This window comes from Kocuria turfanensis (genome assembly GCF_001580365.1).
GTDB classification, from domain to species: Bacteria; Actinomycetota; Actinomycetes; order Actinomycetales; family Micrococcaceae; genus Kocuria; species Kocuria turfanensis.
Genome location: NZ_CP014480.1, coordinates 1,788,015 through 1,811,090, shown reverse-complemented (window position 1 = coordinate 1,811,090; position 23,076 = coordinate 1,788,015). Strand labels below are relative to the sequence as shown.

The window sequence follows — 23,076 nt, the reverse complement described above, 5'->3', positions numbered from 1 at the left end:
GGCGGCTCAGGCGATCTCGACGACGACGGGGGCGTGGTCCGAGGCGCCCTTGCCCTTGCGCTCCTCGCGGTCGATCACCGCGTCGGTGACCCGGTCGGCCAGGGCCGGGGAGTAGAGCTGGAAGTCGATGCGCATGCCCTCCTTCTTCGGGAAGCGCAGGCCCTTGTAGTCCCAGTAGGTGTAGACGCCCGGGCCGGGCAGCCGGGGGCGGACCACGTCCTGGTAGCCGGCCTCCTCGAGGAAGGCGCGGAAGGCGGCGCGCTCGGGCTCGCTGACGTGGGTGAGGCCGTTGTCCAGGAAGAACTGCATGTCCCACACGTCCTCGTCCAGCGGGGCGACGTTCCAGTCGCCCACGAGGGCGACCTGGGCCTGAGGGTCCTCCTCGACCCACTGCCGGGCGTGGTCCTTGAGCACGCGCAGCCACTCCAGCTTGTACGGCATGTGGGGGTCGTCCAGGCCGCGGCCGTTGGGGACGTAGAGGGACCAGACGCGGACCCCGTTGCACGTGGCGCCGATCGCGCGCGCCTCCTGCACCGGGTCCTCGCCGGGCTTGCCGAAGGCCGGCTGGTCCGGGAAGGTGCGCTCGACGTCGTCGAGGCCCACCCGCGAGGCGATCGCCACGCCGTTCCACTGGCTCAGGCCGAAGTGGGCGACGTCGTAGCCCATGAACTCGAAGAGCTCCCACGGGAAGTTCTCGTCCTTGGCCTTGGTCTCCTGGATGGCCAGGACGTCCACGTCGGAGCGCTGCAGCCAGGCCTCCACGCGGTCGGCGCGGGCGCGGACGGAGTTCACGTTCCAGGTGGCGATCTTCATGGGCCCCACGTTACCGGGTGGCCCGGACGGCAGCGCCCGCGCACCCGGGCGCGGCACCGGGGCGTGCCCGGCGGTCGTCCCCGGCGTGCTCCGGCGCCGTGCCGCCGCGCCGGATGACGTGGGGCGTCCCCGGGGTCTCGACCGCGTGTGGTTGCAGATGCTAATTTCCTGCTGGCCCGCGCCCCCGGCGGAGCCGCCCCCAGCAGGGAGAGACCCCATGAACCTCGCACGGACCGTGCTCACCGTGACCACTGCCGCCGCGCTGCTCCTCGGCGGGCTGCCGGCCGCGCTCGCCGCACCGCATCCTCCCGCCGTCCCGCCGGAGCCGGCCCACGCCGCCGGCGCACCGGCCGTGCAGCTGGAGGGCGGCTCGGCCACCGAGCCGGCCCCGGCCGTCCCGCCGGCGCCGGTGGACCCCTCCGCCGGCGGCGGCCTGGCCGGAGCGGCCTCCGCGGGCGTGCACCCCACCACGGTGGAGCACGTGACCGAGGCCTTCAAGATCGTCAACGACCACCGGCGCCAGGCGAACCGTGCCCCCCTGGTCTACAACACGGCCCTGTCCCGCAACGCCCAGCAGTGGGCCGAGACCATGGCCGGCGCCCGCAAGGAGTCGCGCAATCCGGACCCCTGGGCGGGCGCCCCGGCCGGCGGCGTCCGGATGGACCAGTACTACGGGAAGGGCGTGTTCACCGGCGCCTTCGCGGGCACCGACGCGGTCGAGGCGCTCACCCACTACCTGCTGGACTTCTTTCCCCGCAACGGGACCGACCAGTTCGCCCGGGACCTGACCCACCTCGGCATCGGTGTCAGCCACGTGGCCACGTCGGGCTCGGACGGCCCCGGCTGGGAGACCTATCTGACCGTCTACTACTACGCCTATCCGGCCGGGCAGGCCGTGCCCGGGACCTTCGCGACCCCGGCCCAGGGATTCGTGCCCCCGGTGACCGCCCCGGCCTACGCCGTCCGCGGCGCGATCGCCACCAAGTACCAGCGCCTGGGCGGGTCCGCCGTGCTGGGGGAACCCACGATGAACGAGCGCGGCGGCCTGGTGGACGGCGGGGTGTACCAGCAGTTCCGCAGGAGCGGCCGCACCACCACCATCTACTGGGCCCCCGGCTACGGGGCGATGGCGGTGAAGAACTACGGCTCGATCGGGCAGAAGTGGATCGGAGCCGGCCGGGAGCACAACTACGGTCTGCCGAGCACGGACGAACGCCCCGTCAGCGGGGGCGCCTACCAGGTCTTCCGCCGCGACGGGCGCTCCACCCAGGTGATGTGGAGCGCCGGCACGGGCTCCCGCGCGATCAAGCTGTACGGGGCGATCGGCCGGGCCTGGAAGGCCGCCGGCTCCGAGCGCGGCTACGGGTTCCCCGTCACCGACGAGTACCGCTACGGCGCCGAGGTGCGCCAGCGCTTCTCCAAGGGCTACACCGTCCACTACGCCGCCGGGCGGACCTGGGCCACCCGCTGAGCGGGCCCGACGACGGAGCCGCGCACCCCGATCGGGGTGCGCGGCTCCGTCGCGCTGCGGGTGCCCCCGGCGTCAGTCCCGCCACCAGTCGTCGAGGATCGTGGCCGGCGTGGTGCGCTTGTGCCGGGTCGTGAGCCAGCGGTGCTCGATCTTCTCGGCCACGGCGTCGTCCACGTCGCGGCCCTCCAGGTAGTCGTCGATGTCGTCGTAGGACAGCCCGAGCTCGGCCTCGTCCGTCTGGCCGGGGGCGTCGTCGAGCAGGTCGGCGGTGGGCGCCTTCGCCCACAGCCGCTCCTCGGCGCCGAGGGTCTTGGCGAGGAGCCGGTTCTGCCGCTTGTTCAGCCCGAACAGGGGCAGCAGGTCCGCCCCGCCGTCGCCGTACTTGGTGAAGAACCCGGTCACGGACTCGGCGCCGTGGTCGGTGCCGATCACCAGGCAGTGGTGCTCCCCGGCGATCGCGTACTGGGCGATCATCCGCACGCGGGCCTTGATGTTGCCCTTGTTGAAGTCCGAGATCCTCCGGTCCGTGGCGCCCTCGAAGCCGTGCTCGAAGCCGTCCACCGCCGGGGCGATGTCGTAGGTGATGGTGCGGTCGGCGGCGATGAAGCGCAGGGCGGCCTGGGCGTCGTCCTCGTCGTGCTGGACCCGGTACGGCAGGCGCACCGCCACGAACTGGGCCTCGCCGCCCTCGGCGCGCAGCCTCTCGGCGGCCAGCTGGGCCAGCCGGCCCGCCAGGGTGGAGTCGAGGCCGCCGCTGATCCCGAGCACGAAGCCCTGGCTGCGGCTGGCCCGGAGGTAGTCGCAGAGGAACCGGACGCGCGCCTCGATCTCCTGCTGGGGGTCGATCTCGGGCTTCACGCCCATCTCGTCGATGATTGCTGCCTGGAGTTTCCGCATGCACCCATGCTAGTGCTGGGCTCTGACGGCACCGCACGGACACCCGGGGGAGGGGCCGCGTAGGATGCGGGCCATGCCCCTGCACCGCTCCAGGACCCCGGCCCGGGCGCGCGGGCGCGCCCACCGGGCCGCCGCCGCGAGCGCTCTGCTGCCAGGCGCCCTGCTGGCCGGGGCGGTGCTGTCCGGGTGCGGGGCCTCGAGCGCGCAGGAGCGCGTCGACGTCTACGCGGCCTCCTCGCTCACCGGGGCGTTCACCGAGCTGGCCGCGGCGTTCGAGGAGCAGCACCCGGGCGTGGACGTGGCCCTGAACTTCGCCGGCTCCGCCGACCTCGCCGTCCAGATCGCCGAGGGCGCCCCCGCCGACGTGTTCGTCGCCGCGGACGAGCCCACCATGCAGCGGGTCGTCGCCTCGGGGCGGGCCGTGGCCGAGCCGGTGGAGCTGGCGAGCAACCGCCTGACGATCGCCGTGGCCGAGGGCAACCCGCACGGGGTGCGCTCGCCGGCCGACCTCCGGCGGGCGGACCTGGCCACCGTGGTGTGCGCCGAGCAGGTCCCCTGCGGCCGGGCCGCCCGTGCGCTCGAGGAGCGCGCCGGGGTCGCCCTGCGGCCGGTGAGCGAGGAGAACTCCGTGACCGACGTCCTGGGCAAGGTCCGCTCCGGCCAGGCCGACGCGGGACTGGTCTACGTCACCGACGTGGCCGCCCACGAGGACGAGCTGGACGGCGTCCCCCTCCCCGGGGCCGCGGCCTCCGCGAACACCTACACGGTGGTGGGCCTGGACGGCGCGGCCCAGGACCGGGCCGCCGAGTTCACCGCCTTCGTGACCGGCCCCGCCGGCCGGGAGCAGCTGCGGCAGGACGGCTTCGACGTGCCGGGCTGACCGGCCCCGCCAGCCCCCGGCGGCCGCGGGCCCCGAGGACAGGCGGACCGCCGCCTCCCGGACCCGCCGGCACCCGGCCCCGATCACTTCCCAGCCCCGACCAGCACCGAGCCCGGCGAGCACACCGCACCGGACCAGCACACCGACCCAGGAGATCAGCATGAGCGAGCAGCACGGCACCGACCCCCGCGAGACCCACCGGAACATCCTCGTCGAGACCCGCGGCCGGGTCGGGATCATCACCCTCAACCGGCCGAAGGCCCTCAACGCCCTGGACGAGGCGACCCTGCGCGAGGTCGTGGCCGCGTCCGCCGCGCTGGACGCCGACCCCGGGATCGGGGCGATCGTGCTGACCGGCTCGGAGAAGGCCTTCGCCGCGGGCGCCGACATCAAGGAGATGGCCGGGCGCGGCGCCCCGGAGATGTACCTCGCGGACTGGTTCGCGGGCTGGGAGGCCTTCACCCGGGTGCGCACCCCCGTGATCGGCGCCGTGGCGGGCTACGCCCTGGGCGGCGGGTGCGAGCTGGCGATGATGTGCGACATCCTGCTCGCCGCGGACACGGCCCGCTTCGGCCAGCCCGAGATCAACCTCGGGGTGATCCCCGGGATGGGCGGGTCGCAGCGGCTGGCCCGCGCCGTGGGCAAGGCCAAGGCCATGGACATGGTCCTCACCGGCCGGATGATCGACGCCGAGGAGGCCGAGCGCACCGGGCTCGTCTCCCGGGTGGTGCCCGCCGCGGACCTGCTCCAGGAGGCGCTGGGCGTCGCGGAGACCGTCGCCGCGAAGTCCCTGCCCTCGGTGCTGGCCGCCAAGGAGGCCGTCAACGCCGCGTTCGAGACGACGCTGGCGCAGGGTGTGCAGTTCGAGCGCCGGCTCTTCCACGCGCTGTTCGCCACGGAGGACCAGAAGGAGGGCATGGCCGCGTTCGCCGAGAAGCGCGAGCCGCGGTTCACCCACCGCTGAGCCGCGGCGCCGCACCCGGGGCCGCGGCTCGCCGGGGAGCGCTACCGTGGTCCCATGCCCACACCGCCGATCGACGCGTCCGCCTGGCAGGTCCGCGAGTCCGCCCTCGACCCCGGCGCGCGCGGCGCCCTGGAGTCCCTCTTCGCCCTGGCCAACGGGTGCGTCGGGGTGCGGGGCACCCTGGACGAGGCCCAGCCCAGCTCCTCCCGGGGCACCTTCATGTCGGGGGTCTACGAGTACCACCCGCTGTCCTACCCCGAGGGCGGCTACGGGCACCCCGAGCACGGGCAGGCCATCATCGGCGTGGCCGACGGCAGCACCGTGCGCCTGCAGGTCGACGGCGTGCCGCTCGACGTCCGGGAGACCCCGCCGGAGGAGCACGACCGCGTGCTGGACCTGCGCGAGGGCACGCTGCGCCGGGAGACCGAGTGGCGCACCCCCCGCGGCGCCCGGATGCGCCTGACCTCCACGCGCCTGGTCTCGCTGGTCCAGCGCTCGGTCTCGGCCGTCCGCTACGAGGTCGAGGCCGTGGACCGCGCGGTCCAGGTCGTGGTGCGCTCGGACCTGGTGGTCAACGGCACCCCGCCCAAGGTCCACAACTCCGACCCGCGGGTGGCCGAGGTCCTGGAGCGGCCCTTCCGGGCCCGGCTCAGCCGCCGCCACGCCACGGGCGGGGTCCTGGTGCACCGCACCCACGGCAGCCGGATCGGCGTGGCCGCCGCCGTGGACCACGCCGTGGAGCTGCCGGACGGCGGGGCCGTCAGCACCCGGGGCGACGACGACCAGGTCGTCACCACGCTCGTGGCGGACCTCCGCCCCGGGGAGCGCGTCGGGTTCGTCAAGTACCTCTGCCACGTCATGTCCACGGACGACCCCTCCGTGGACCTGCAGGAGCGGGCGCTCGCCGCGCTGGACGGTGCCCGGCACCGGGGCTGGGACGGGCTGCTCACCGCCCAGCGGGCCGAGCTGGACGAGTTCTGGGACGGCGCCGACGTGGAGGTGGACAGCGACCCGGAGCTGCAGCTGGCGGTCCGCTTCGACCTGTTCCAGCTCCTGCAGGCCTCCGCCTGCGTCAACGGCGCCCCCGTCGGCGCGAAGGGCCTCACCGGCGGGGGCTACAGCGGGCACACCTTCTGGGACATCGAGGGCTTCGTGCTGCCGGCGCTGGCCCTGCTGCGCCCGCTCGACGCCGCCCGGCTGCTGCGCTGGCGCTCCTCCACCCTGGAGCGGGCGCGGGAGCGGGCGCAGGTGCTGGACCTGGCCGGCGCCTCCTTCCCCTGGCGCACCATCGACGGGCACGAGACCTCGGCGTACTGGCCGGCCAGCACCGCCGCCATGCACGTCAACGCCGGCATCGCCCGGGCCTTCGGCTGGTACGCCGACGTCACCGGCGAGGACCTCACCACGGTCGGCGGCGTCGACGTCCTCGTGGAGACGGCGCGCGCCTGGGCGGCCATGGCGCACGAGGACCACGAGGGCGTCGTCCACTACCGCGGGATGACCGGCCCGGACGAGTACACCGGGGTGGTCGACGACAACGTCTTCACCAACCTCATGGCCCGGCGCAACCTCCGGGCGGCCGCCGACGCGTGCGAGGCGCACCCCGAGCACGTGGGGCGGCTCTCCGTGACGGCGGAGGAGCTCGAGCGCTGGCGGGCCGTGGCGGAGGCGATCCACCTGCCCTACGACGCGGTGTGCGGGGTCCACCCCTCCAACGAGGGGTTCACGACCTACCGCGAGTGGGACTTCGAGGCCAAGCAGGACGGATACCCCGTGGAGGAGCACTTCCACTACGCGAAGATCTACCGCCGCCAGGTCGTCAAGCAGGCGGACCTGGTCCTGGCGCTGTGGTGGTGCGCCGAGGAGTTCACCCCCGAGCAGGCCGCCCGGGACCTGGACTACTACGAGCAGCGCACCGTCCGCGACTCCTCCCTCTCCGCCTGCGTCCAGGCGGTGGTCTCCGCCCGCGTGGGCCACCTGGACCTCGCCTACCAGTACCTGCGCGAGTCCGCCCTGGTGGACCTGCGCGACATCCAGCAGGACGCCGACGAGGGACTGCACCTGGCCTCCGCCGCCGGGTCGTGGCTCGCCGTGGTCTGCGGGTTCGGGGGCCTGGACACGGCCGGCGGCGAGCTGCGCCTGGCCCCCCGCCTGCCGGACGACCTGCACCGGATCGCCTTCCGCCTCCGCTGGCGCGGCCACCGGCTCGCCGTGGAGATCACCCGCTCGGGCACGACCGTTCGGCTGCCGGACGGCGCCGCCGGCGAGGTGGCGCTGCGGATCGACGGCGCGCCCCTGACCGTCACGGCCGACCGCCCCGCGACCGCCCCGCTGCGCACCCCCCGCCCGTCCGCACCTGTCCCGCGCCAGCCCCCGGGCCGCGCCCCGCGCGCCCCCCACAGGCCGTGACGCTCCCGGGCCCGCACCGGCTACCCTGGCCGGGTGGCTGAGATGTGGAGCGGGCCGGAGCCCGGCGGGACCGGGCCGGCGCCGGACGCCCCGAGCGGGCAGGCCCCGCACGACCCCGCGGCGGCCGACGCGGTGCGTGCGGCGCCGTCGGCGGCTCTCGAGGTGCTCACCCGGGTCTGGGGCTACGACGCCTTCCGCGGGCAGCAGGCCGAGATCATCGAGACCCTCGTCCGGGGTGACGACGCGCTGGTGCTCATGCCCACCGGCGGCGGCAAGAGCCTGTGCTACCAGATCCCCGCGCTCGTCCGGGAGGGCACCGGAGTGGTCGTCAGTCCGCTCATCGCGCTCATGCACGACCAGGTCGACGCCCTCGAGCAGCTCGGGGTGCGCGCCGCGTACCTGAACTCCACCCAGACGGTCGAGGAGCGCCGGGCCGTCGAGGTCCGCCTGCTGGCCGGCGAGCTCGACCTGCTCTACCTCGCCCCCGAACGCCTCCCCGTGGCCGCCGACCTGCTCGACCGCGCCCGGATCGCGCTCTTCGCCGTCGACGAGGCGCACTGCGTGGCCCAGTGGGGGCACGACTTCCGCCCCGACTACCTCGGGCTGACCCTCCTGCACGACCGCTGGCCCCGGGTCCCGCGCATCGCCCTCACCGCGACCGCCACCGCGGAGACGCGCGAGGAGATCGTCCGCAACCTCCGCCTGGACGGCGCCCGCGTCTTCGTCTCCAGCTTCGACCGGCCCAACATCCAGTACCGCGTGGGGCCCAAGAAGGACGCCCGCCGCCAGCTGCTGCAGCTCATCCGGACCGAGCACAGCGGCGAGGCCGGCATCGTCTACTGCCTGTCCCGCGCCTCGGTGGAGCGCACGGCCGAGTGGCTGGCCGCCCAGGGCGTGCCCGCGCTGCCGTACCACGCCGGCCTGCCCGCCGAGCTGCGCGCCCAGCACCAGACCCGGTTCCTGCGCGAGGACGGGATCGTGATGGTCGCGACCATCGCCTTCGGCATGGGCATCGACAAGCCCGACGTGCGCTTCGTCGCCCATCTCGACCTGCCCAAGAGTGTGGAGGGCTACTACCAGGAGACCGGCCGCGCCGGGCGCGACGGGCTGCCGTCGACGGCGTGGCTGGCCTACGGGCTGCAGGACGTCGTCCAGCAGCGGCGGATGATCGAGGACGGCGAGGGGGACCGGCAGCGCAAGCGCGCCCAGACCCTCCACCTGGACGCGATGCTCGCGCTGTGCGAGACCGTGCAGTGCCGCCGGCAGCAGCTGCTGCGCTACTTCGGCGAGGACAGCGGGCCGTGCGGCAACTGCGACACCTGCCTCAGCCCGCCCGAGGCCTTCGACGGCACGGTCCCGGCGCAGAAGCTCCTGTCCACGATCGTGCGGCTGGACCGGGAGCGGGGCCAGCAGTTCGGCGCCGGGCACCTGGTGGACATCCTGCTCGGCCGGGAGACCGAGCGGGTGGTGCGGATGCGCCACACCGAGCTCAGCACCTTCGGCATCGGCACCGAACTGGGCGAGCAGGAGTGGCGCGGGGTGGTGCGCCAGCTGCTGGCCCAGGGCCTGCTCCAGGTGCAGGGCGAGTACGGCGTCCTGGCGATCACCCCCGCGGCCGGGGACGTGCTGCGCGGGCAGCGGGAGGTCCGGCTGCGCCGCGAGCCCGAGCGGGGCAGGACCGTCCGCACGCCGCGGACGGGCGCCGCGCGGCCGGTCCTCGACGAGCCCCAGCAGGAGCTCTTCCAGCAGCTGCGGGCCTGGCGCGCCGGCGTGGCCAAGGAGCAGGGCGTGCCGGCGTACGTCGTGTTCAACGACGCGACCCTCGCCGCGATCGCCCGGGCCCGGCCGAGCACGCTGGGCGAGCTGCGCGGCATCTCCGGCGTCGGCGACGCCAAGCTCGAGCGCTACGGCCAGGCCGTCCGCCAGGTCGTCACCGGCGACTGAGCTCCGCCTCCCGCCCGGAGCCGGCGTTCCGCTGCCCGCGGCCGGGCGCCGTTCCCCGGGACGGCCGGGGCGGGCTCCCGGACCCACCTCGGGGCCCGCCCCGCGCGCCGGTACAGCCAGGACCCGACGTGCCGCACCTGCGCCCTTGACCCCGGGGAATCGGCCGCAGATGCGGATAGCATGACGCCATGACCGAGATCAGGATCGCCGACGCGGCCCGCTTCCTCGGCGTCAGTGACGACACCGTCCGGCGCTGGATCGAGCAGGGCACGCTGAGCAGCACCCGCAGCGCCGCCGGCCAGAGCGTGGTGGACGGACTGGAGCTGGCCCGCCTGCTCAAGGAGCGCTCCGTGCGGCCCGAGGACCCCGCCCGCGTCGCCAGCTCGGCGCGCAACCGGTTCGTGGGCCTGGTCACCGAGGTCGTCTCGGACACCGTGATGTCCCAGGTGGAGCTGCAGTGCGGCCCGCACCGCGTGGTCTCCCTGATGAGCACCGAGGCCGTCCGGAACCTGGGCCTGGAGCCCGGACGCGTGGCCACGGCCGTCGTCAAGTCGACCGACGTCGTCGTCGAGACCCCCGGGACCTGAGGCCGTGGCGCAGCCCCGACCCTCCGCCGTCGCCGGCCGGCCGGCCGGCCCCGGGCGGGTCCGTGGCCCCGTGCTCCGGCGCCGTCCCCGCGGCTTCAGCACCGTGCCCGGCTGGGTGTGGGCCCCGGCGGCCCTGGGCGCCCTGGTGGTGGTCCTGCCGGTCCTCGGGATGCTCGCCCGGGTGGACTGGGCCGGGTTCCTGGGCCTGATCGGCTCGCCCTCGGCGCTGCGCGCCCTGGGGCTGAGCCTGCGCACGGCCGCGGCGAGCACGGCGCTGTGCGTGCTCCTGGGCGTGCCCCTGGCGCTGCTGCTGGCCCGCACCGAGTTCCCCGGCCGGCGCGCGCTGCGCGGCCTCGTGCTGCTCCCGCTGGTCCTGCCGCCCGTCGTCGGCGGTCTGGCCCTGCTGTACACGTTCGGGCGCCACGGCCTGATCGGCCGCCACCTGGAGCTCGCCGGGGTCAGCATCGCCTTCTCGACCGCGGCCGTGGTGCTCGCCCAGACGTTCGTGTCCCTGCCGTTCCTGGTCGTCAGCCTGGAAGGCGCGCTGCGCACCGCGGGGGAGCGCTACGAGCGGGTCGCCGCGACCCTGGGGGCGGGCCCCGGCACCGTGCTGCGCCGGGTGAGCCTGCCGCTGGCCCTGCCGGGACTGGCCTCGGGGGCCGTGCTCGCCTTCGCCCGCAGCCTGGGCGAGTTCGGGGCCACCCTGACCTTCGCCGGCAGCCTCGAGGGCGTCACCCGCACCCTGCCGCTCGAGATCTACCTGCAGCGCGAGACGGACCCCGACGCCGCGATCGCGCTCTCGCTCGTGCTCGTGCTGGTCGCGGTGCTCGTCGTGGGGATCTCCGCCCCCGGCCGGCTCCGGGGCCCGGGGCCGCGGGTCTCCAGCGGGTCCGGCTCCGGCTCGGGGGCCGGGGCATGAGCCTGGACGTCACTGCGCGGCTGCGCGCCCGGGACCTGGACGTCACCGTGTCGGTGGCCGACGGGCAGACCCTGGCACTCACCGGGCCCAACGGGGCGGGCAAGTCCTCGCTGCTGGCGGTCGTCGCCGGGCTGCTCGTGCCGGACACCGGCCGGGCCGTCCTGGACGGGCGGGTCCTGTTCGACCTCGACGCCGCCGGGCGCGGCCCGTGGGTCCCGGCGCACGACCGCGGGGTGGTCCTGCTCGCCCAGGACCCGCTGCTGTTCCCGCACCTGAGCGTGCTCGAGAACGTCGCCTTCGGGCCCCGCTCCCGAGGGGCGGGGCGGCGCCGGGCCCGGGCCGCGGCCGTGCAGTGGCTCGAGGCCGTGGGGGCCGCCCCGCTGGCGCACCGCCGCCCCGCGGCGCTGTCCGGGGGGCAGGCCCAGCGCGTGGCCGTGGCCCGCGCGCTGGCCGCCGACCCGCGGCTGCTGCTGCTCGACGAGCCCTTCGCCTCCCTCGACAGCACCGCCGCCCCGGCCCTGCGCGAGCTCCTGCGGCGGGTGCTCGCCGGGCGCATGGCCGTGGTCGTCACGCACGACCCCGCCGACGTCGAGGCCCTCGCCGACGCCGAGGTGCGCCTCGAGCACGGGCGGGTCGCCGGCGCGTCCTGAGGCGGTCCCCGGCCGCCCGGACCGGCGCACCCCGGCTCAGCCCTCCCCGGGCCGGCGCTTCTCGGTCCGGCTCTCCCCGGTCGGGTCCGCCCGGATGCCGCCCACGATCAGCAGGCCCAGCTCCCGGTAGGCGCCGGGGCCCTCCACCCCGCCCAGGCCGGTGCGCTGCTGGATCCGGTCCATGGCGGAGGAGATGACCTCCGCGATGAACTCGGTGGGCACCGGGCGGAACTCGCCGCCGGCCACGCCCTCGGCCACGAGCTCGGCGAGCTTGGCCGAGGCGATCCGCGTGTTGCGCTCGTAGACCTCCGAGGCCACGGGGGAGCCGGCCACGTCCTGCAGGAACCGGGCCGAGGCCGGCCGCAGCTGCTCGGCCATCGCCTCCAGGTAGGCGCTCAGCCGCTGCCCCGCCCCGCCCGGGCCGCGCAGGGCCTCCTCGGTGCCCCGGCTGACCTGTTTGAAGAACGTCACGAGCACCGCCCGCACCAGCTCGTCCCGGCTGCCGGCCAGGGCGTAGATCGTGGCCTTGGAGCAGTGCAGCCGTGCCGCGGCGCCGTCCATGGTGAACCCGCGGAAGCCCTCGCGCAGGAAGATCCCGAGCAGCTCGTCGAAGAGCTGCTGCTGGCGGGGCGTGCGGGCCGCGGCCCCGCGCGCCGCAACTGGTGGAGTGAGGTGAGTCACAGTACGATATTACTCACAACCGTACTGTTCGACCCGGTCCCCGCGGGCCACCACTCCGCCCGGACCGACGAGAGGACATCCCATGACTCCGGTCCTGCGCGGGGAATCCCCGTCCGTGGAGCACGTCGCCGGCATCCCCTTCCCGGACGCCGACCTCTTCTCCTTCGCCGCCCTCCTGCCGCCCGCCGAGCGCACCCGGCTGGCCGACCTGCACGCCTTCCTCCAGGAGCAGGTCCGCCCCGCGGTCACGCCGTACTGGAACCGGGAGGAGTTCCCGGCCCACCTGCTCCCGGCCCTGGCCGAGCGCGGACTGGGGGAGCTGGAGCTCTCCGGGGCGAGCCGGCTGTTCCGGGGGCTGGCCTACGCCGAGGTCGCCCGGGCGGACGTGTCCCTGTCCGCCCTGGTCGGCATCCACAACGAGCTCATCCTGGGGCTGATCGACGCGCTGGGCTCGCCCGAGCAGAAGGCGCGCTGGCTCCCGGAGCTGCGCTGCTTCCGCGCCCTGGGGGCCTTCGCCCTGACCGAGCCCGAGCACGGCTCCGACATCGCCGGGGGCCTGGCCACCACGGCCGTGCGGGACGGGGACGAGTGGGTGCTCACCGGGACCAAGCGCTGGATCGGGGCCGGCACGATCGCCGACGTCGCGATCGTCTGGGCCCGCGACACCGCCGACGGGCAGGTCAAGGGCTTCCTCGTGGAGACCGACCGGCCCGGCTGGTCGGCCTCGAAGATCGAGCACAAGATCGGGCTGCGGATCATGCAGAACGCCGACATCGTCCTGGACGAGGTCCGTGTCCCCGCCGCCAACGCCCTGCCCGGGGCCGGCAGCTTCGCCGCCGCCAACAAGATGCTGCGCAACTCCCGTGCCTGGGTCGGCTGGCAGGGCGCCGGGGTGCAGCTGGCGATCTTCGACGTGGCCCGCGCCTACGCCCTGGACCGGCGGCAGTTCGGCCGGCCGCTGGCGAAGTTCCAGCTCGTGCAGGAGCCGCTGGCCCGGATCCTCGGCAACGCCACCGCCTCCCTGGGCCTGATGGCCCAGATCGCCCGGCTGCAGGAGGACGGGGGCTTCGACATGCCGCACGCCGCCCTGGCCAAGGCCACCACCACGTCCCTGGCCCGGGAGTCGGCCGCCCTGGGCCGGAACATCCTCGGCGGCAACGGGATCGTCACCGACCACGAGATGGCCAAGCTGTTCAACGACGTCGAGATCCTCTACACCTACGAGGGCACCTACGAGATCAACGCCCTGATCGTGGGCCGCGCCGTCACCGGCGTCTCCGCCTTCGTCTGAGCCGGCCCGTCCCAGCCACCCCGTCCGGGCCATCCCGCCCGAGCCCTCCGCCCCCTGCGAAAGGACCCCCATGGACGTCACCGACACCTCCGCCCTCGTCACCGGCGCCGCCTCCGGGCTCGGCGCCGCCACCGCCGCGATGCTCGCCGGGCGCGGCGTGCGGGTCGTGGCCGTGGACCTGCCCGCCGCCGTCGACACCGCCCCCGACGTCCCCGGCGTGCGCTACGTGGCCGCCGACGTCACCGACCGCGACGCCGTGCGTGAGGCCGTGGCCGCCGCGGACGCCACCGGGCCGCTGCGCACCGTGGTCAACTGCGCCGGGATCGGGCCCTCGGCCCGGGTGCTGGGCAAGCGGGGGGTGCACGACCTCGACCTGTTCGAGACCGTGCTGCGCGTGAACCTCCTCGGCACCTTCACGGTCCTCGCGCTCGCCGCCGAGCGGATCGCCGCCACCGACCCCGTGGACGACGACGGGCAGCGCGGGCTGATCGTCAACACCGCCTCCGTCGCGGCGTTCGAGGGCCAGGTCGGGCAGGCCGCCTACGCGGCGTCGAAGGGCGGAGTGCACAGTCTGGGCATCACCGCGGCCCGGGACCTCGCCGGCTCCGGCATCCGGGTCAACACCATCGCCCCGGGCGTGATCGAGACCCCCATGCTCGCGGCGGTCAGCGAGGAGTTCCGGCAGGGGCTCGCCGCGGGCGTGCCCTTCCCGCGCCGGCTCGGCCGGCCGCAGGAGTTCGCGCAGCTGGTCGCCTCCTTCCTGGACAACGACTACCTCAACGGCACCACCGTCCGGATGGACGGCGCCCTGCGGATGGCCCCGCGCTGAGCCCTCCCGCGCGATCCGCGGACCCGTGGACGGACCCATAGACTGGGGCGCATGACCACCGACTTCTCGACCGTGGACCTCGCCACCGCCCGTGAACGCCTCCGCCGGCTGATCATCGACCTCGCCGTGGTGCGCGGCAAGGTCACCCTGGCCAGCGGCATCGAGGCCGACTACTACGTGGACCTGCGGCGCGTGACCCTGCACCACGAGGCCTCCCGCTACGTGGGTCAGGTGATGCTCGCCATGCTCGACGAGGCCGGGATCTCCTTCGACGCCGTGGGCGGGCTGACCATGGGCGCCGACCCGGTGGGGCACGCGATCATGTACGCCGCCGGTGACCGGGGGCGGGCCGTGGACGCGTTCGTGGTCCGCAAGGCACAGAAGAGCTACGGGATGGGCCGCCAGGTCGAGGGCCCCCCGGTGGCCGGCCGCGACGTCGTCGTCGTCGAGGACACCTCCACGACAGGAGGTTCGGCGCTCACCGCGGTGGAGGCCCTGCAGCGGGCCGGCGCCAACGTGGTGGCCGTGGCCATCATCGTGGACCGGCGCACCGGCGCCAAGGAGCGCATCCAGGAGACGGCGGGCGTGCCCTGCCTCTACGCCTTCACGAAGGACGAGCTCGGACTTGACTGACCCCGCTGCCGAGGCGGCCGCTGCCGAGGCCGCCGCGGCCGGGCCCGCGGTGGGCGTCGGCCCGTGGGAGGGCCCCTGGCCCGAGGGCGCGCAGTGGGACCCGGAGCTGCTGGCGCACGGAGACCGGCGCAACGTCGTGGACGGCTACCGGTACTGGACCATGGAGGCGATCGTCGCCGACCTCGACACCCGCCGGCACGGCTTCCACGTGGCCGTGGAGAACTGGCAGCACGACCTCAACATCGGCTCCGTGGTGCGCACCGCCAACGCCTTCCTGGCCCGGGAGGTGCACATCGTGGGGCGGCGGCGCTGGAACCGGCGCGGTGCCATGGTCACCGACCGCTACCAGCACGTGCGCCACCACGCGAGCGTCGAGGAGTTCACGGCCTGGGCCGCGGCCGAGGGGCTGCCGGTCATCGGGATCGACAACTTCCCGGACTCCCGGCAGCTGGAGACCTACGACCTGCCGGAGCGCTGCGTGCTGGTGTTCGGACAGGAGGGCCCCGGGCTCAGCCCCGAGATGCACGCAGCGGCGGGGGCGACCCTGTCGATCGCCCAGTTCGGCTCCACCCGCTCGATCAACGCCTCCGCCGCGGCCGCCGTGGCCATGCACGCGTGGGTCCGCCGCCACGTGTTCGGCCAGCCGCCGGGCTGAGCGCACGACCCGTGACGGCCTTCCGTCGTCCCCCGGCGGCGGTTTGGCTAGAGTGGGGGCCAGGCCGCACCCGACCCGAAGGAGCCAGCATGCCCATCGCAACCCCTGACGTCTACGCCGAGATGATCGACCGCGCCAAGGAGAAGGGTTTCGCCTACCCGGCGATCAACGTCACCTCCTCCCAGACCCTCAACGCGGCCATCCGCGGCTTCGCCGAGGCCGGCTCGGACGGCATCATCCAGGCCTCCACCGGCGGGGCCGCCTACTGGTCCGGGGCCTCCGTCAAGGACATGGTCACCGGCTCGCTCGCGATGGCGGCGTTCGCCCGCGAGGTCGCGAAGAACTACGACGTCAACATCGCCCTGCACACCGACCACTGCCCGCAGGACAAGCTCGAGGGCTTCGTGCTGCCGCTGCTGGAGGAGTCGGAGAAGGCCGTGGCCCGCGGCGAGGACCCGATCTTCCAGTCCCACATGTGGGACGGCTCGGCGATCGAGCTCGACGAGAACCTGAAGATCGCCCAGGAGCTGCTGGCCCGCACCCACAAGGCCAAGATCATCCTCGAGGTCGAGATCGGCGCGGTCGGCGGCGAGGAGGACGGCGTGGAGAACGCGATCAACGAGAAGCTCTACTCCACCGTCGAGGACGGCCTGGCCACCGTGGAGGCCCTCGGCGCCGGGGAGAACGGCCGCTACCTCACCGCCCTGACCTTCGGCAACGTGCACGGGGTGTACAAGCCCGGCGGGGTCAAGCTGCGCCCCGAGCTGCTGCAGCAGATCCAGCAGGAGGTCGGCAAGAAGCTCGGCAAGGACCGGCCCTTCGACCTGGTCTTCCACGGCGGCTCCGGCTCCACCGCGCAGGAGATCGCGAACTCCGTGGAGTACGGGGTGGTCAAGATGAACGTGGACACCGACACCCAGTACGCCTTCACCCGCCCGGTCGCCGGGCACATGTTCACCAACTACGACGGCGTGCTGAAGGTCGACGGCGAGGTCGGCAACAAGAAGAAGTACGACCCGCGCGTGTGGGGCGCCCTGGCCGAGGAGCACATGGCCGCCCGCGTGGTCGAGGCCTGCCAGAACCTCGGCTCCGCCGGGACCTCCGTCAAGTAGCGGCACCACCCTCCGCGGCCGCGGAGGACCGGCGGCGGCGCCCTGCCCGTGCGGGGCGCCGCCGTCGTCCGTCCCGCACCGCGCCCCGCACGCATCCCGCAGCTCCGCGCACCGAAAGGACCCCTTCCCTCATGAGTCTCACCGGCAAGAACCTGCTCGACGGCCCCGAGCCCACCTATCTCTCGGCGGATCCCGGGCTGGCCGAGCGCATCGAGGCGGGCGACGAGGCGGAGGACCTCGCCGCGCGCTTCCCGAAGTCCTCCCTCGCGTGGGCGATGTGCGCCGAGGACGCCCTCGCCGAGGGCCGGACGCTGGAGGGCTACGCGTTCGCCCGAGTGGGCTACCACCGCGGCCTGGACGCCCTGCGCGGCCACGGCTGGAAGGGCCACGGGCCCATCCCGTTCTCCCACGAGCCCAACCGCGGCTTCCTCCGCGCGCTGTCCGCCCTCGGCCGGGCCGCGGCCGCGATCGGCGAGTTCGACGAGGCCGAGCGCATCCAGAAGTTCCTCAACGACTCCGACCCCACGGCTGCCGAGCAGCTGCAGCGCTGATCCGGCGGCGAGGGCCCGGGGACGCCCCCGGGCCCTCGCCGGTCAGCTCCGGCCGGACTCCGGCCCGCGGCCGGGGCCGTCGCCCTTGCGGCGGCGGGGCCGGCGCGGACGCCAGGACGGGCGGGGCCAGTCCCGCTTCGGCAGGCGAACGTTCCACTCGCCCGCCCCGGGCAGGCGCCACCCCCGGCGCCGGGCGAGGACGGTGACCGTCGCGGCGGTGAGGATCGCCGCCGCCATGCCCCAGTTGGGCCGGCCCAGGCCGTGCAGGACCGCCATCTCGGCGCTGGCGATCACCGCCCCCGTGGCGTAGAGGGTGTTGCCGCCGAAGATCATGGGCACCCGCCCCACCGCGATGTCGCGGATCATCCCGCCGCCCACGGCGGTGATCACCCCGATCATCACGGCCGGCAACCAGCTCAGTCCGACGTCGAGGGCCTTGGCGGTGCCCGTGGCCGCCCAGCAGCCCACGGCCAGGGCGTCGGCCACGATCAGCACGCGGTGGGTCCATCTGCCGCGCAGCTGCAGGAAGAACGCGATCGCGGCCCCGGCGATCGCCGTGCCGAGGTAGGCGGGATTGGTCAGCGCCACGGGAAAGCCCACCTGCAGCAGCGTGTCCCGCAGGAGACCGCCGCCGAGCGCGGAGACGACGGCGAGGAACACGAAGCCGACCGGGTCCATCCGCAGCTGGCGCGCCACCGCCCCGCCCAGCACGCCGTTGGTGAGCACGCCCAGCAGGTCGACGACGTCGAACACGACGCTCGGATCCGTACTTCCCACGACCACCTCATCCACGGCACACCGACGCCCGAGGGTAGCACCCGGGCCGCTCCCGCCCGGAGGGGGTGCTCAGAGGAAGGGCCGCAGCGGGACCAGGACGGTCTCGGCGAACCATGCCGCGGGGGACCGCTCGTCCCACTGCCCGGCGGTGAGCTCCCGGCAGTTCTCGCTGTCGGCGGCGAAGACCGCCTCCATGTCCGCGGCGAAGTCGCGGTCGTGGATCTCCAGGTTGGTCTCGTAGTTGAAGCCCAGGCTCAGCCGGTCGATGTTGGCGGTGCCCACGATCGACCACTGCCCGTCGATGGTGGCGGTCTTGGCGTGGATCATGGCGTTGCGGTAGAGCAGCACGGTGATGCCCTCGGCCAGCAGCGTGGAGTAGAAGCCCCGGGAGAGCCAGTCGGCGAGCACGTGGTTGGAGTTCTCGGGCAGGATCACGCGCACGTCCACCCCGCGCCGGGAGGCCTCGATCAGGGCGGAGAGGATCTGCTGGTCGGGGATGAAGTAGGCGGTGGTCAGGTAGATGTGGTCCGTGGCGCGGTGGATCGCGTCGAGGTAGACGCTGCGGATCGGGTACACCAGGCTGGCCGGGATGTTGTTGATCGCCCGCACCCGGGAGTCCCAGGCGCCCGGGTTCACGTGCGGCAGCTTGGGCCGCCGCGCGGAGGGGTGGTTCCACACCGAGGCGAAGGAGTGGCCGAGCTCGAAGGCGGCGGGGCCGGTGAGCCGCACGTGGGTGTCCCGCCACTGCGTGGCGTAGAGCGACCCCACGTTGTACCCGCCCACGAAGCCGACCTCCTGGTCGACGACCAGCAGCTTCCGGTGCGTCAACCCGGTGGCCTGCAGCGGGCTGAGCAGGAGGTTGGGGCGCAGCACGGGGAACCGGTAGACGTGCACGTCGGGGTGGAAGCGGTAGAAGGAGCGCGGGACCACCAGGTTGCCGAAGCCGTCGTACATCACGTGCACCTGGACGCCGCGGGCGGCGGCCGCGTTGACGGCCTCCAGGAAGGACCGGCCGACCTCGTCGTCCTTCCAGATGAAGGTCTCCAGCAGGACCTGGTGCTGCGCGCCCCGGATCGCGGCGAGCATGTCCCGGTAGAGGTCCTCCCCGTAGGTGTACACCGTGGTCCCGGTGTCCGCGACCGTGTGCTCAAAGGTGCCCGGACGCGGGAAGCCGGAACGCTTGGCGCGCTGGCGGCGCTTGATCGCGTCCGTGGCCACGAGGGTGGCCACCACCGCTGCCTGGACGGCGACCATGCCCGCGACCGAGCGGACGGCGAGGGAGCGGAGCATGCGGGGACCCGTGGCGCGAGGGGACGTCATCCGCAAAGCCTACCCGTGGTGCTTCCGCCCCGGTGCCGGCGGCACCCCCGGCCGGGGACCCGGGAGGCGCGGCCGGGCTCCACACGGGCAGCGGGACGGGCCGGCACGTCGGGGCCGCGCGAGCCTCCGCGGACCTGCCGGTCCGGCTGGACCGAGCTCGCCCGGATCGGGCGAGCTCGGTCCGGGCGGCGGCTTGTGACGAGCGCGCACTGGTGTCAGGCTTGCCTGTGCCAGGCCCTGCTCTTCCGGGGCGCCGAACCGTCACCACGACCGTCCGGAGGTGCTCGTGAGCACGCCGCTCCCGGCCACACCGGCCGACCCGGACGGGTTGGCCGAGATCGCCGACGCCGTCGTACGGCTGGGTGAGACGCTGCGCACCGTGACCGCGGACACCCTGGTCGAGGCGGTGATCCGGCAGGCCGTGGAGACGCTGCCGGGGGCCCGGTGGGCCAGCATCACGACCCTGCGCCACGGCACGTTCCGCACCCTGGCCGCCACCGGGAAGCGAGCCCTGCAGGCCGACGCGCTCCAGTACCGGGTGGGCTCGGGCCCGTGCGTGGACGCGGCGCTCGAGGACAGCGTGCACCGCTCCGGGGACCTGGCCCACGACGTCCGCTGGCCGGAGTACGGGGCGCAGGTCGCCCGGGAGGTCGGGATGCGCAGCGCGCTGGCCTACCGGCTGACCCTGGTCGCGGACCCGGACCTGGTCGCCGCGCTGAACCTGTACTCCGACGTCCCCGACGCCTTCGACGCGCAGACCGAGTGGGCCGGCACGATGCTGGCCACCCACGCCGCCTGGGCGGTGTCGACGGCGCTCGCTCAGGAACGGGCCGAGAACCTGGAGCTCGCGCTGCGGTCCAACCGGGAGATCGGCACCGCCATCGGGGTGCTGATGGCCCAGCACAAGCTCACCCGTCAGCAGGCGCACGAGCTGCTGCGCCTGGCCAGCCAGGACACCAACCGGAAGATGGCCGACATCGCCACCGAGGTCGTGGACACCGGGGAGCTCTCGCTGCCGCGCCGGCCCGGCCGTCCCGCGCCGGAGGCCCGGGGGGACTGACCATGCCGAGCGCGGCCCGCGGTCCGTGCTCGGCGCTCGGTCGGGCTGGGTGCCGGCGCCGCGCCCCCTGGCCTCGGGGCGCGGCACCGGCACTGACCACGGGCACCGCGGGTGACCACGTGATCACGTGGTCACCCGCGGTGCCCGTGGTCACTCACGCCGGCCCGCCCGGCCGCCCGGCGTCCGTGCTGCCCGGGTCAGGCGCGCGAGCCGTGCTGGACGATCAGCGCCGGCCCCGCCGGCTGCGCCGAGCGCTCCCGGGCGGTCCGGGCCGCTGCCACGAGGTGCTCCAGGGAGGCCTTCGTCTCCTCGTAGCCGCGGGTCTTCAGGCCGCAGTCCGGGTTGACCCACAGGGTCCGCGCCGGCACGTGCTCGAGCGCCCGCTCGAGCAGCTGCTCGATCTCCTCCTGCCCGGGCACCCGCGGTGAGTGGATGTCCCACACGCCGGGGCCGATGCCGCGGGAGAAGCCGGCGGCCTCCAGGTCCGTGAGCACCTCCATCCGGGAGCGGGCCGCCTCGATGCTCGTGACGTCGGCGTCCAGGCCGTCGATCGCCCCGACGACCTCGCCGAACTCGGAGTAGCACAGGTGGGTGTGGATCTGTGTCTCGTCCCGCACCCCCGAGGTGGCCAGGCGGAACGCGTCCACCGACCAGCCGAGGTAGGCCTGCTGGTCGGCCCGGCGCAGCGGCAGCAGCTCCCGCAGGGCCGGCTCGTCGACCTGGATGATGCCGATCCCGGCGGCCTCCAGGTCCGCGACCTCGTCCCGCAGCGCCAGTGCCACCTGCCGCGCCGTCTGCTCCAGCGGCTGGTCGTCGCGCACGAAGGACCACGCGAGGATCGTGACCGGGCCGGTCAGCATGCCCTTGACGGGCCGGTCGGTGAGGGACTGGGCGTGGCCGATCCACGGGACGGTGAACGCCTCGCCGCGCAGCCCCGGGCCCTCCCGGCTGACGTCGCCCCACAGGATCGACGGGCGGGTGCAGCGGGAGCCGTAGGACTGCACCCAGCCGTGCACGGTGGTCGCGAAGCCGTCCAGGTGCTCGGCGAAGTACTGGACCATGTCGTTGCGCTCCGCCTCGCCGTGCACGAGCACGTCGAGGCCGAGCTCCTCCTGCAGGCGCACCACCCGCTCGATCTCCTCGCGCAGGAACCCCTCGTACTGGGCGTCCGGAAGCGCTCCGGCGCGGTGCCGGGCGCGGGCGGCGCGGACCTCGGCGGTCTGCGGGAAGGAGCCGATGGTCGTGGTGGGCAGCGGCGGCAGGGGACCGGACGCCGTGAAGGACCGGCCCTCCTGGGCGGCACGGCGCACCTCGGCGGGGGCGCGGCCGATCTCGGCCGGAGTCAGGGACGCGGCCCGCTCGCGCACCGCCGCGTCCCGGACCCCCGGGGCGTCCTCGCGGGATCGGCGGGCCGCGGCGGCCTCGGCCAGCTGGTCCGCGACCGCCCCGCGGCCCGCGGCGAGACCGTGGGCCAGGGTGACGACCTCGCCGACCTTCTGGTCGGCGAAGGCGAGCCAGCTGCGCAGCAGCGGGTGCAGCCGGGTCTCCTCGGCCACGTCGTGCGGGACGTGGAACAGGGAGGTGGAGCTGGCCACGGCGACCCGGGCGCCGGCGCGGACCAGGTCGTCCAGCTGGTCGAGCCGGCCGGCCAGGTCGGCCCGCCACACGTTGCGCCCGTCGACCGCCCCGGCCACGAGCGCGGGGGTGCCCTCGCCCGCGAACAGCGCCAGCTCCGCGGGGGCGGGGGCCGCACCCTTGACCAGGTCCAGGTGCACGGCCTCGACCCCGCTGCGGGCCAGCGGGCGCAGCAGGGCGCCCGGGGAGCCGTATGAGGTGGTGACGAGCAGCCGCGGCCGCCCGGGCACGGCCGTGAGCGCCGAGTAGGCCTCCTGCACGGCCGCGGCGAGCCGCGCGGCGGGCACGTCCTGGTCGGCCACCAGTGCCGGCTCCTCCAGCTGCACCCACGGGGCCCCGGCCGCGGCGAGCGCGTCGAGCAGCCGGGCGTACACCGGCAGCAGGTCGGCGAGCCGCTGCAGGGGGTCGAAACCGGCGGGGGCGTCGTCGTCGGCCTTGGCCAGGAGGAGGAAGGAGACAGGCCCCACGAGGACGGGGCGGACGGTGAAGCCGTGCTCGGCGGCGCGGCGGACGTCGGCCACGAGCCGGTCGGCGGAGGCGGTGAAGGGGGTCCCGGGGCCGATCTCGGGGACCAGGTAGTGGTAGTTGGTGTCGAACCACTTGGTCAGCTCCAGCGGTGCCCGCCCGGCGTCGCCGCGGGCCAGCACGAAGCTGCCGTCCAGGTCCAGGCGCCCGTCCTCCCCGGCGAGGTCCGCGAAGCGGGACGGGACCGCCCCGAGGGCCACGGTGGTGTCGAGGACCTGGTCGTAGAGGGGGAAGGCCGCGGGCAGGGACGCGTCCTGCGCGCCCAGGCCCAGCTCCACCAGCCGGCGGTAGGTGGCCAGCTGCAGCTCGCCGGCGGCCGCCTCGAGCTCCTCGCGGGTCGAGCGCCCGGCCCAGTAGGCCTCGAGGGCCTGTTTCAGCTCGCGGCGCCGGCCGATCCGGGGGTAGCCGGTGATGGTGGCGGCGGGGAAGGGGACGGCAGGGGTGGTCGTGCTCATGGGTGTGCTCCTCAGCAG

Annotated in this window: 21 protein-coding genes; 15 read left to right on the top strand and 6 right to left on the bottom strand. The window is 74.7% G+C overall.

What is annotated here, in order from left to right; all coding sequences use genetic code 11:
* Window positions 1-6 precede the first annotated feature (6 nt).
* On the bottom strand, window positions 7-813 hold the full coding sequence (locus AYX06_RS08360) for an exodeoxyribonuclease III (RefSeq protein ID WP_062735382.1): 807 nt from the start codon (window positions 811-813) through the stop codon (window positions 7-9).
* Window positions 814-1,030: 217 nt separating this feature from the next.
* Between AYX06_RS08360 and AYX06_RS08355 the strand changes: the two genes are divergently transcribed.
* Window positions 1,031-2,284: a CAP domain-containing protein gene (locus AYX06_RS08355; protein ID WP_062735381.1), complete on the top strand. Its 1,254-nt coding sequence runs from the start codon at window positions 1,031-1,033 to the stop codon at window positions 2,282-2,284.
* A 72-nt stretch (window positions 2,285-2,356) separates the two neighbouring features.
* On the opposite strand, the gene nadE is transcribed toward AYX06_RS08355, so the two are convergent.
* Window positions 2,357-3,181, bottom strand: coding sequence for an ammonia-dependent NAD(+) synthetase (gene nadE / locus AYX06_RS08350; protein ID WP_062735380.1), 825 nt, complete (start codon window positions 3,179-3,181; stop codon window positions 2,357-2,359).
* A 73-nt stretch (window positions 3,182-3,254) separates the two neighbouring features.
* Here nadE and modA point away from each other — a divergent pair, with 73 nt between their 5' ends.
* The 7 genes from modA (at window position 3,255) to AYX06_RS08315 (ending at window position 11,534) form a co-directional block, all read left to right on the top strand.
* The gene (gene modA, locus AYX06_RS08345; RefSeq protein WP_062735379.1) at window positions 3,255-4,061 is read left to right on the top strand and encodes a molybdate ABC transporter substrate-binding protein; all 807 of its coding nucleotides are present in this window, start codon (window positions 3,255-3,257) and stop codon (window positions 4,059-4,061) included.
* A gap of 160 nt (window positions 4,062-4,221) precedes the next feature.
* Window positions 4,222-5,025, top strand: coding sequence for an enoyl-CoA hydratase (locus tag AYX06_RS08340; protein ID WP_062735378.1), 804 nt, complete (start codon window positions 4,222-4,224; stop codon window positions 5,023-5,025).
* A 54-nt stretch (window positions 5,026-5,079) separates the two neighbouring features.
* Window positions 5,080-7,434, top strand: coding sequence for a glycoside hydrolase family 65 protein (locus AYX06_RS08335; protein WP_062735377.1), 2,355 nt, complete (start codon window positions 5,080-5,082; stop codon window positions 7,432-7,434).
* Between the two features lie 42 nt (window positions 7,435-7,476).
* Window positions 7,477-9,378 (top strand): DNA helicase RecQ, encoded by a 1,902-nt coding sequence (gene recQ, locus AYX06_RS08330; RefSeq protein ID WP_232319448.1) that lies wholly within the window; start codon window positions 7,477-7,479, stop codon window positions 9,376-9,378.
* A gap of 188 nt (window positions 9,379-9,566) precedes the next feature.
* Entirely contained in the window at window positions 9,567-9,965 is a 399-nt protein-coding gene (locus AYX06_RS08325; RefSeq protein ID WP_062735376.1) for a TOBE domain-containing protein, read from the top strand.
* 70 nt (window positions 9,966-10,035) lie between these two features.
* Window positions 10,036-10,884 (top strand): ABC transporter permease, encoded by an 849-nt coding sequence (locus tag AYX06_RS08320; RefSeq protein WP_062736955.1) that lies wholly within the window; start codon window positions 10,036-10,038, stop codon window positions 10,882-10,884.
* Window positions 10,881-11,534, top strand: coding sequence for an ATP-binding cassette domain-containing protein (locus tag AYX06_RS08315; RefSeq protein ID WP_062735375.1), 654 nt, complete (start codon window positions 10,881-10,883; stop codon window positions 11,532-11,534). The genes AYX06_RS08320 and AYX06_RS08315 overlap by 4 nt, the downstream gene beginning before the upstream one ends.
* 36 nt (window positions 11,535-11,570) lie before the next feature.
* Here the strand turns inward: AYX06_RS08315 and AYX06_RS08310 are convergent, their stop codons facing one another.
* Window positions 11,571-12,215, bottom strand: coding sequence for a TetR/AcrR family transcriptional regulator (locus AYX06_RS08310; protein ID WP_062735374.1), 645 nt, complete (start codon window positions 12,213-12,215; stop codon window positions 11,571-11,573).
* An 82-nt stretch (window positions 12,216-12,297) separates the two neighbouring features.
* On the opposite strand from AYX06_RS08310, the gene AYX06_RS08305 reads away from it, so the two are divergent.
* From AYX06_RS08305 to AYX06_RS08280, 6 genes are all read left to right on the top strand, one after another.
* On the top strand, window positions 12,298-13,506 hold the full coding sequence (locus tag AYX06_RS08305; RefSeq protein ID WP_062735373.1) for an acyl-CoA dehydrogenase family protein: 1,209 nt from the start codon (window positions 12,298-12,300) through the stop codon (window positions 13,504-13,506).
* Between the two features lie 70 nt (window positions 13,507-13,576).
* Entirely contained in the window at window positions 13,577-14,335 is a 759-nt protein-coding gene (locus tag AYX06_RS08300; protein WP_062735372.1) for an SDR family NAD(P)-dependent oxidoreductase, read from the top strand.
* Between the two features lie 51 nt (window positions 14,336-14,386).
* On the top strand, window positions 14,387-14,968 hold the full coding sequence (pyrE, locus tag AYX06_RS08295; RefSeq protein WP_062735371.1) for an orotate phosphoribosyltransferase: 582 nt from the start codon (window positions 14,387-14,389) through the stop codon (window positions 14,966-14,968).
* Window positions 14,961-15,623, top strand: coding sequence for a TrmH family RNA methyltransferase (locus AYX06_RS08290; protein ID WP_062735370.1), 663 nt, complete (start codon window positions 14,961-14,963; stop codon window positions 15,621-15,623). Before pyrE ends, AYX06_RS08290 begins: the two co-directional genes overlap by 8 nt.
* An 89-nt stretch (window positions 15,624-15,712) precedes the next feature.
* Window positions 15,713-16,735, top strand: coding sequence for a class II fructose-bisphosphate aldolase (gene fbaA, locus AYX06_RS08285; protein ID WP_062735369.1), 1,023 nt, complete (start codon window positions 15,713-15,715; stop codon window positions 16,733-16,735).
* Between the two features lie 131 nt (window positions 16,736-16,866).
* Window positions 16,867-17,286, top strand: a complete 420-nt coding sequence (locus tag AYX06_RS08280) for a DUF3151 domain-containing protein (RefSeq protein WP_062735368.1) — start codon at window positions 16,867-16,869, stop codon at window positions 17,284-17,286.
* 42 nt (window positions 17,287-17,328) lie between these two features.
* Here the strand turns inward: AYX06_RS08280 and AYX06_RS08275 are convergent, their stop codons facing one another.
* Window positions 17,329-18,063: a trimeric intracellular cation channel family protein gene (locus AYX06_RS08275; RefSeq protein WP_062735367.1), complete on the bottom strand. Its 735-nt coding sequence runs from the start codon at window positions 18,061-18,063 to the stop codon at window positions 17,329-17,331.
* A 69-nt stretch (window positions 18,064-18,132) separates the two neighbouring features.
* Entirely contained in the window at window positions 18,133-19,383 is a 1,251-nt protein-coding gene (locus tag AYX06_RS08270) for a phospholipase D-like domain-containing protein (protein WP_232319426.1), read from the bottom strand.
* A gap of 286 nt (window positions 19,384-19,669) precedes the next feature.
* Between AYX06_RS08270 and AYX06_RS08265 the strand changes: the two genes are divergently transcribed.
* Window positions 19,670-20,443 (top strand): GAF and ANTAR domain-containing protein, encoded by a 774-nt coding sequence (locus AYX06_RS08265; RefSeq protein WP_062735365.1) that lies wholly within the window; start codon window positions 19,670-19,672, stop codon window positions 20,441-20,443.
* A 197-nt stretch (window positions 20,444-20,640) separates the two neighbouring features.
* On the opposite strand, the gene metE is transcribed toward AYX06_RS08265, so the two are convergent.
* Window positions 20,641-23,058, bottom strand: a complete 2,418-nt coding sequence (metE, locus tag AYX06_RS08260; RefSeq protein WP_062735364.1) for a 5-methyltetrahydropteroyltriglutamate--homocysteine S-methyltransferase — start codon at window positions 23,056-23,058, stop codon at window positions 20,641-20,643.
* Window positions 23,059-23,076 lie beyond the last annotated feature (18 nt).

Coding starts and splice junctions, on each gene's coding strand:
- AYX06_RS08360 (WP_062735382.1), bottom strand. CDS start 813: ATGAAGATCGCCACCTGGAACGTGAACTCCGTCCGCGCCCGCGCCGAC.
- AYX06_RS08355 (WP_062735381.1), top strand. CDS start 1,031: ATGAACCTCGCACGGACCGTGCTCACCGTGACCACTGCCGCCGCGCTG.
- nadE (WP_062735380.1), bottom strand. CDS start 3,181: ATGCGGAAACTCCAGGCAGCAATCATCGACGAGATGGGCGTGAAGCCC.
- modA (WP_062735379.1), top strand. CDS start 3,255: ATGCCCCTGCACCGCTCCAGGACCCCGGCCCGGGCGCGCGGGCGCGCC.
- AYX06_RS08340 (WP_062735378.1), top strand. CDS start 4,222: ATGAGCGAGCAGCACGGCACCGACCCCCGCGAGACCCACCGGAACATC.
- AYX06_RS08335 (WP_062735377.1), top strand. CDS start 5,080: ATGCCCACACCGCCGATCGACGCGTCCGCCTGGCAGGTCCGCGAGTCC.
- recQ (WP_232319448.1), top strand. CDS start 7,477: ATGTGGAGCGGGCCGGAGCCCGGCGGGACCGGGCCGGCGCCGGACGCC.
- AYX06_RS08325 (WP_062735376.1), top strand. CDS start 9,567: ATGACCGAGATCAGGATCGCCGACGCGGCCCGCTTCCTCGGCGTCAGT.
- AYX06_RS08315 (WP_062735375.1), top strand. CDS start 10,881: ATGAGCCTGGACGTCACTGCGCGGCTGCGCGCCCGGGACCTGGACGTC.
- AYX06_RS08305 (WP_062735373.1), top strand. CDS start 12,298: ATGACTCCGGTCCTGCGCGGGGAATCCCCGTCCGTGGAGCACGTCGCC.
- AYX06_RS08300 (WP_062735372.1), top strand. CDS start 13,577: ATGGACGTCACCGACACCTCCGCCCTCGTCACCGGCGCCGCCTCCGGG.
- pyrE (WP_062735371.1), top strand. CDS start 14,387: ATGACCACCGACTTCTCGACCGTGGACCTCGCCACCGCCCGTGAACGC.
- fbaA (WP_062735369.1), top strand. CDS start 15,713: ATGCCCATCGCAACCCCTGACGTCTACGCCGAGATGATCGACCGCGCC.
- AYX06_RS08280 (WP_062735368.1), top strand. CDS start 16,867: ATGAGTCTCACCGGCAAGAACCTGCTCGACGGCCCCGAGCCCACCTAT.
- AYX06_RS08270 (WP_232319426.1), bottom strand. CDS start 19,383: ATGACGTCCCCTCGCGCCACGGGTCCCCGCATGCTCCGCTCCCTCGCC.
- metE (WP_062735364.1), bottom strand. CDS start 23,058: ATGAGCACGACCACCCCTGCCGTCCCCTTCCCCGCCGCCACCATCACC.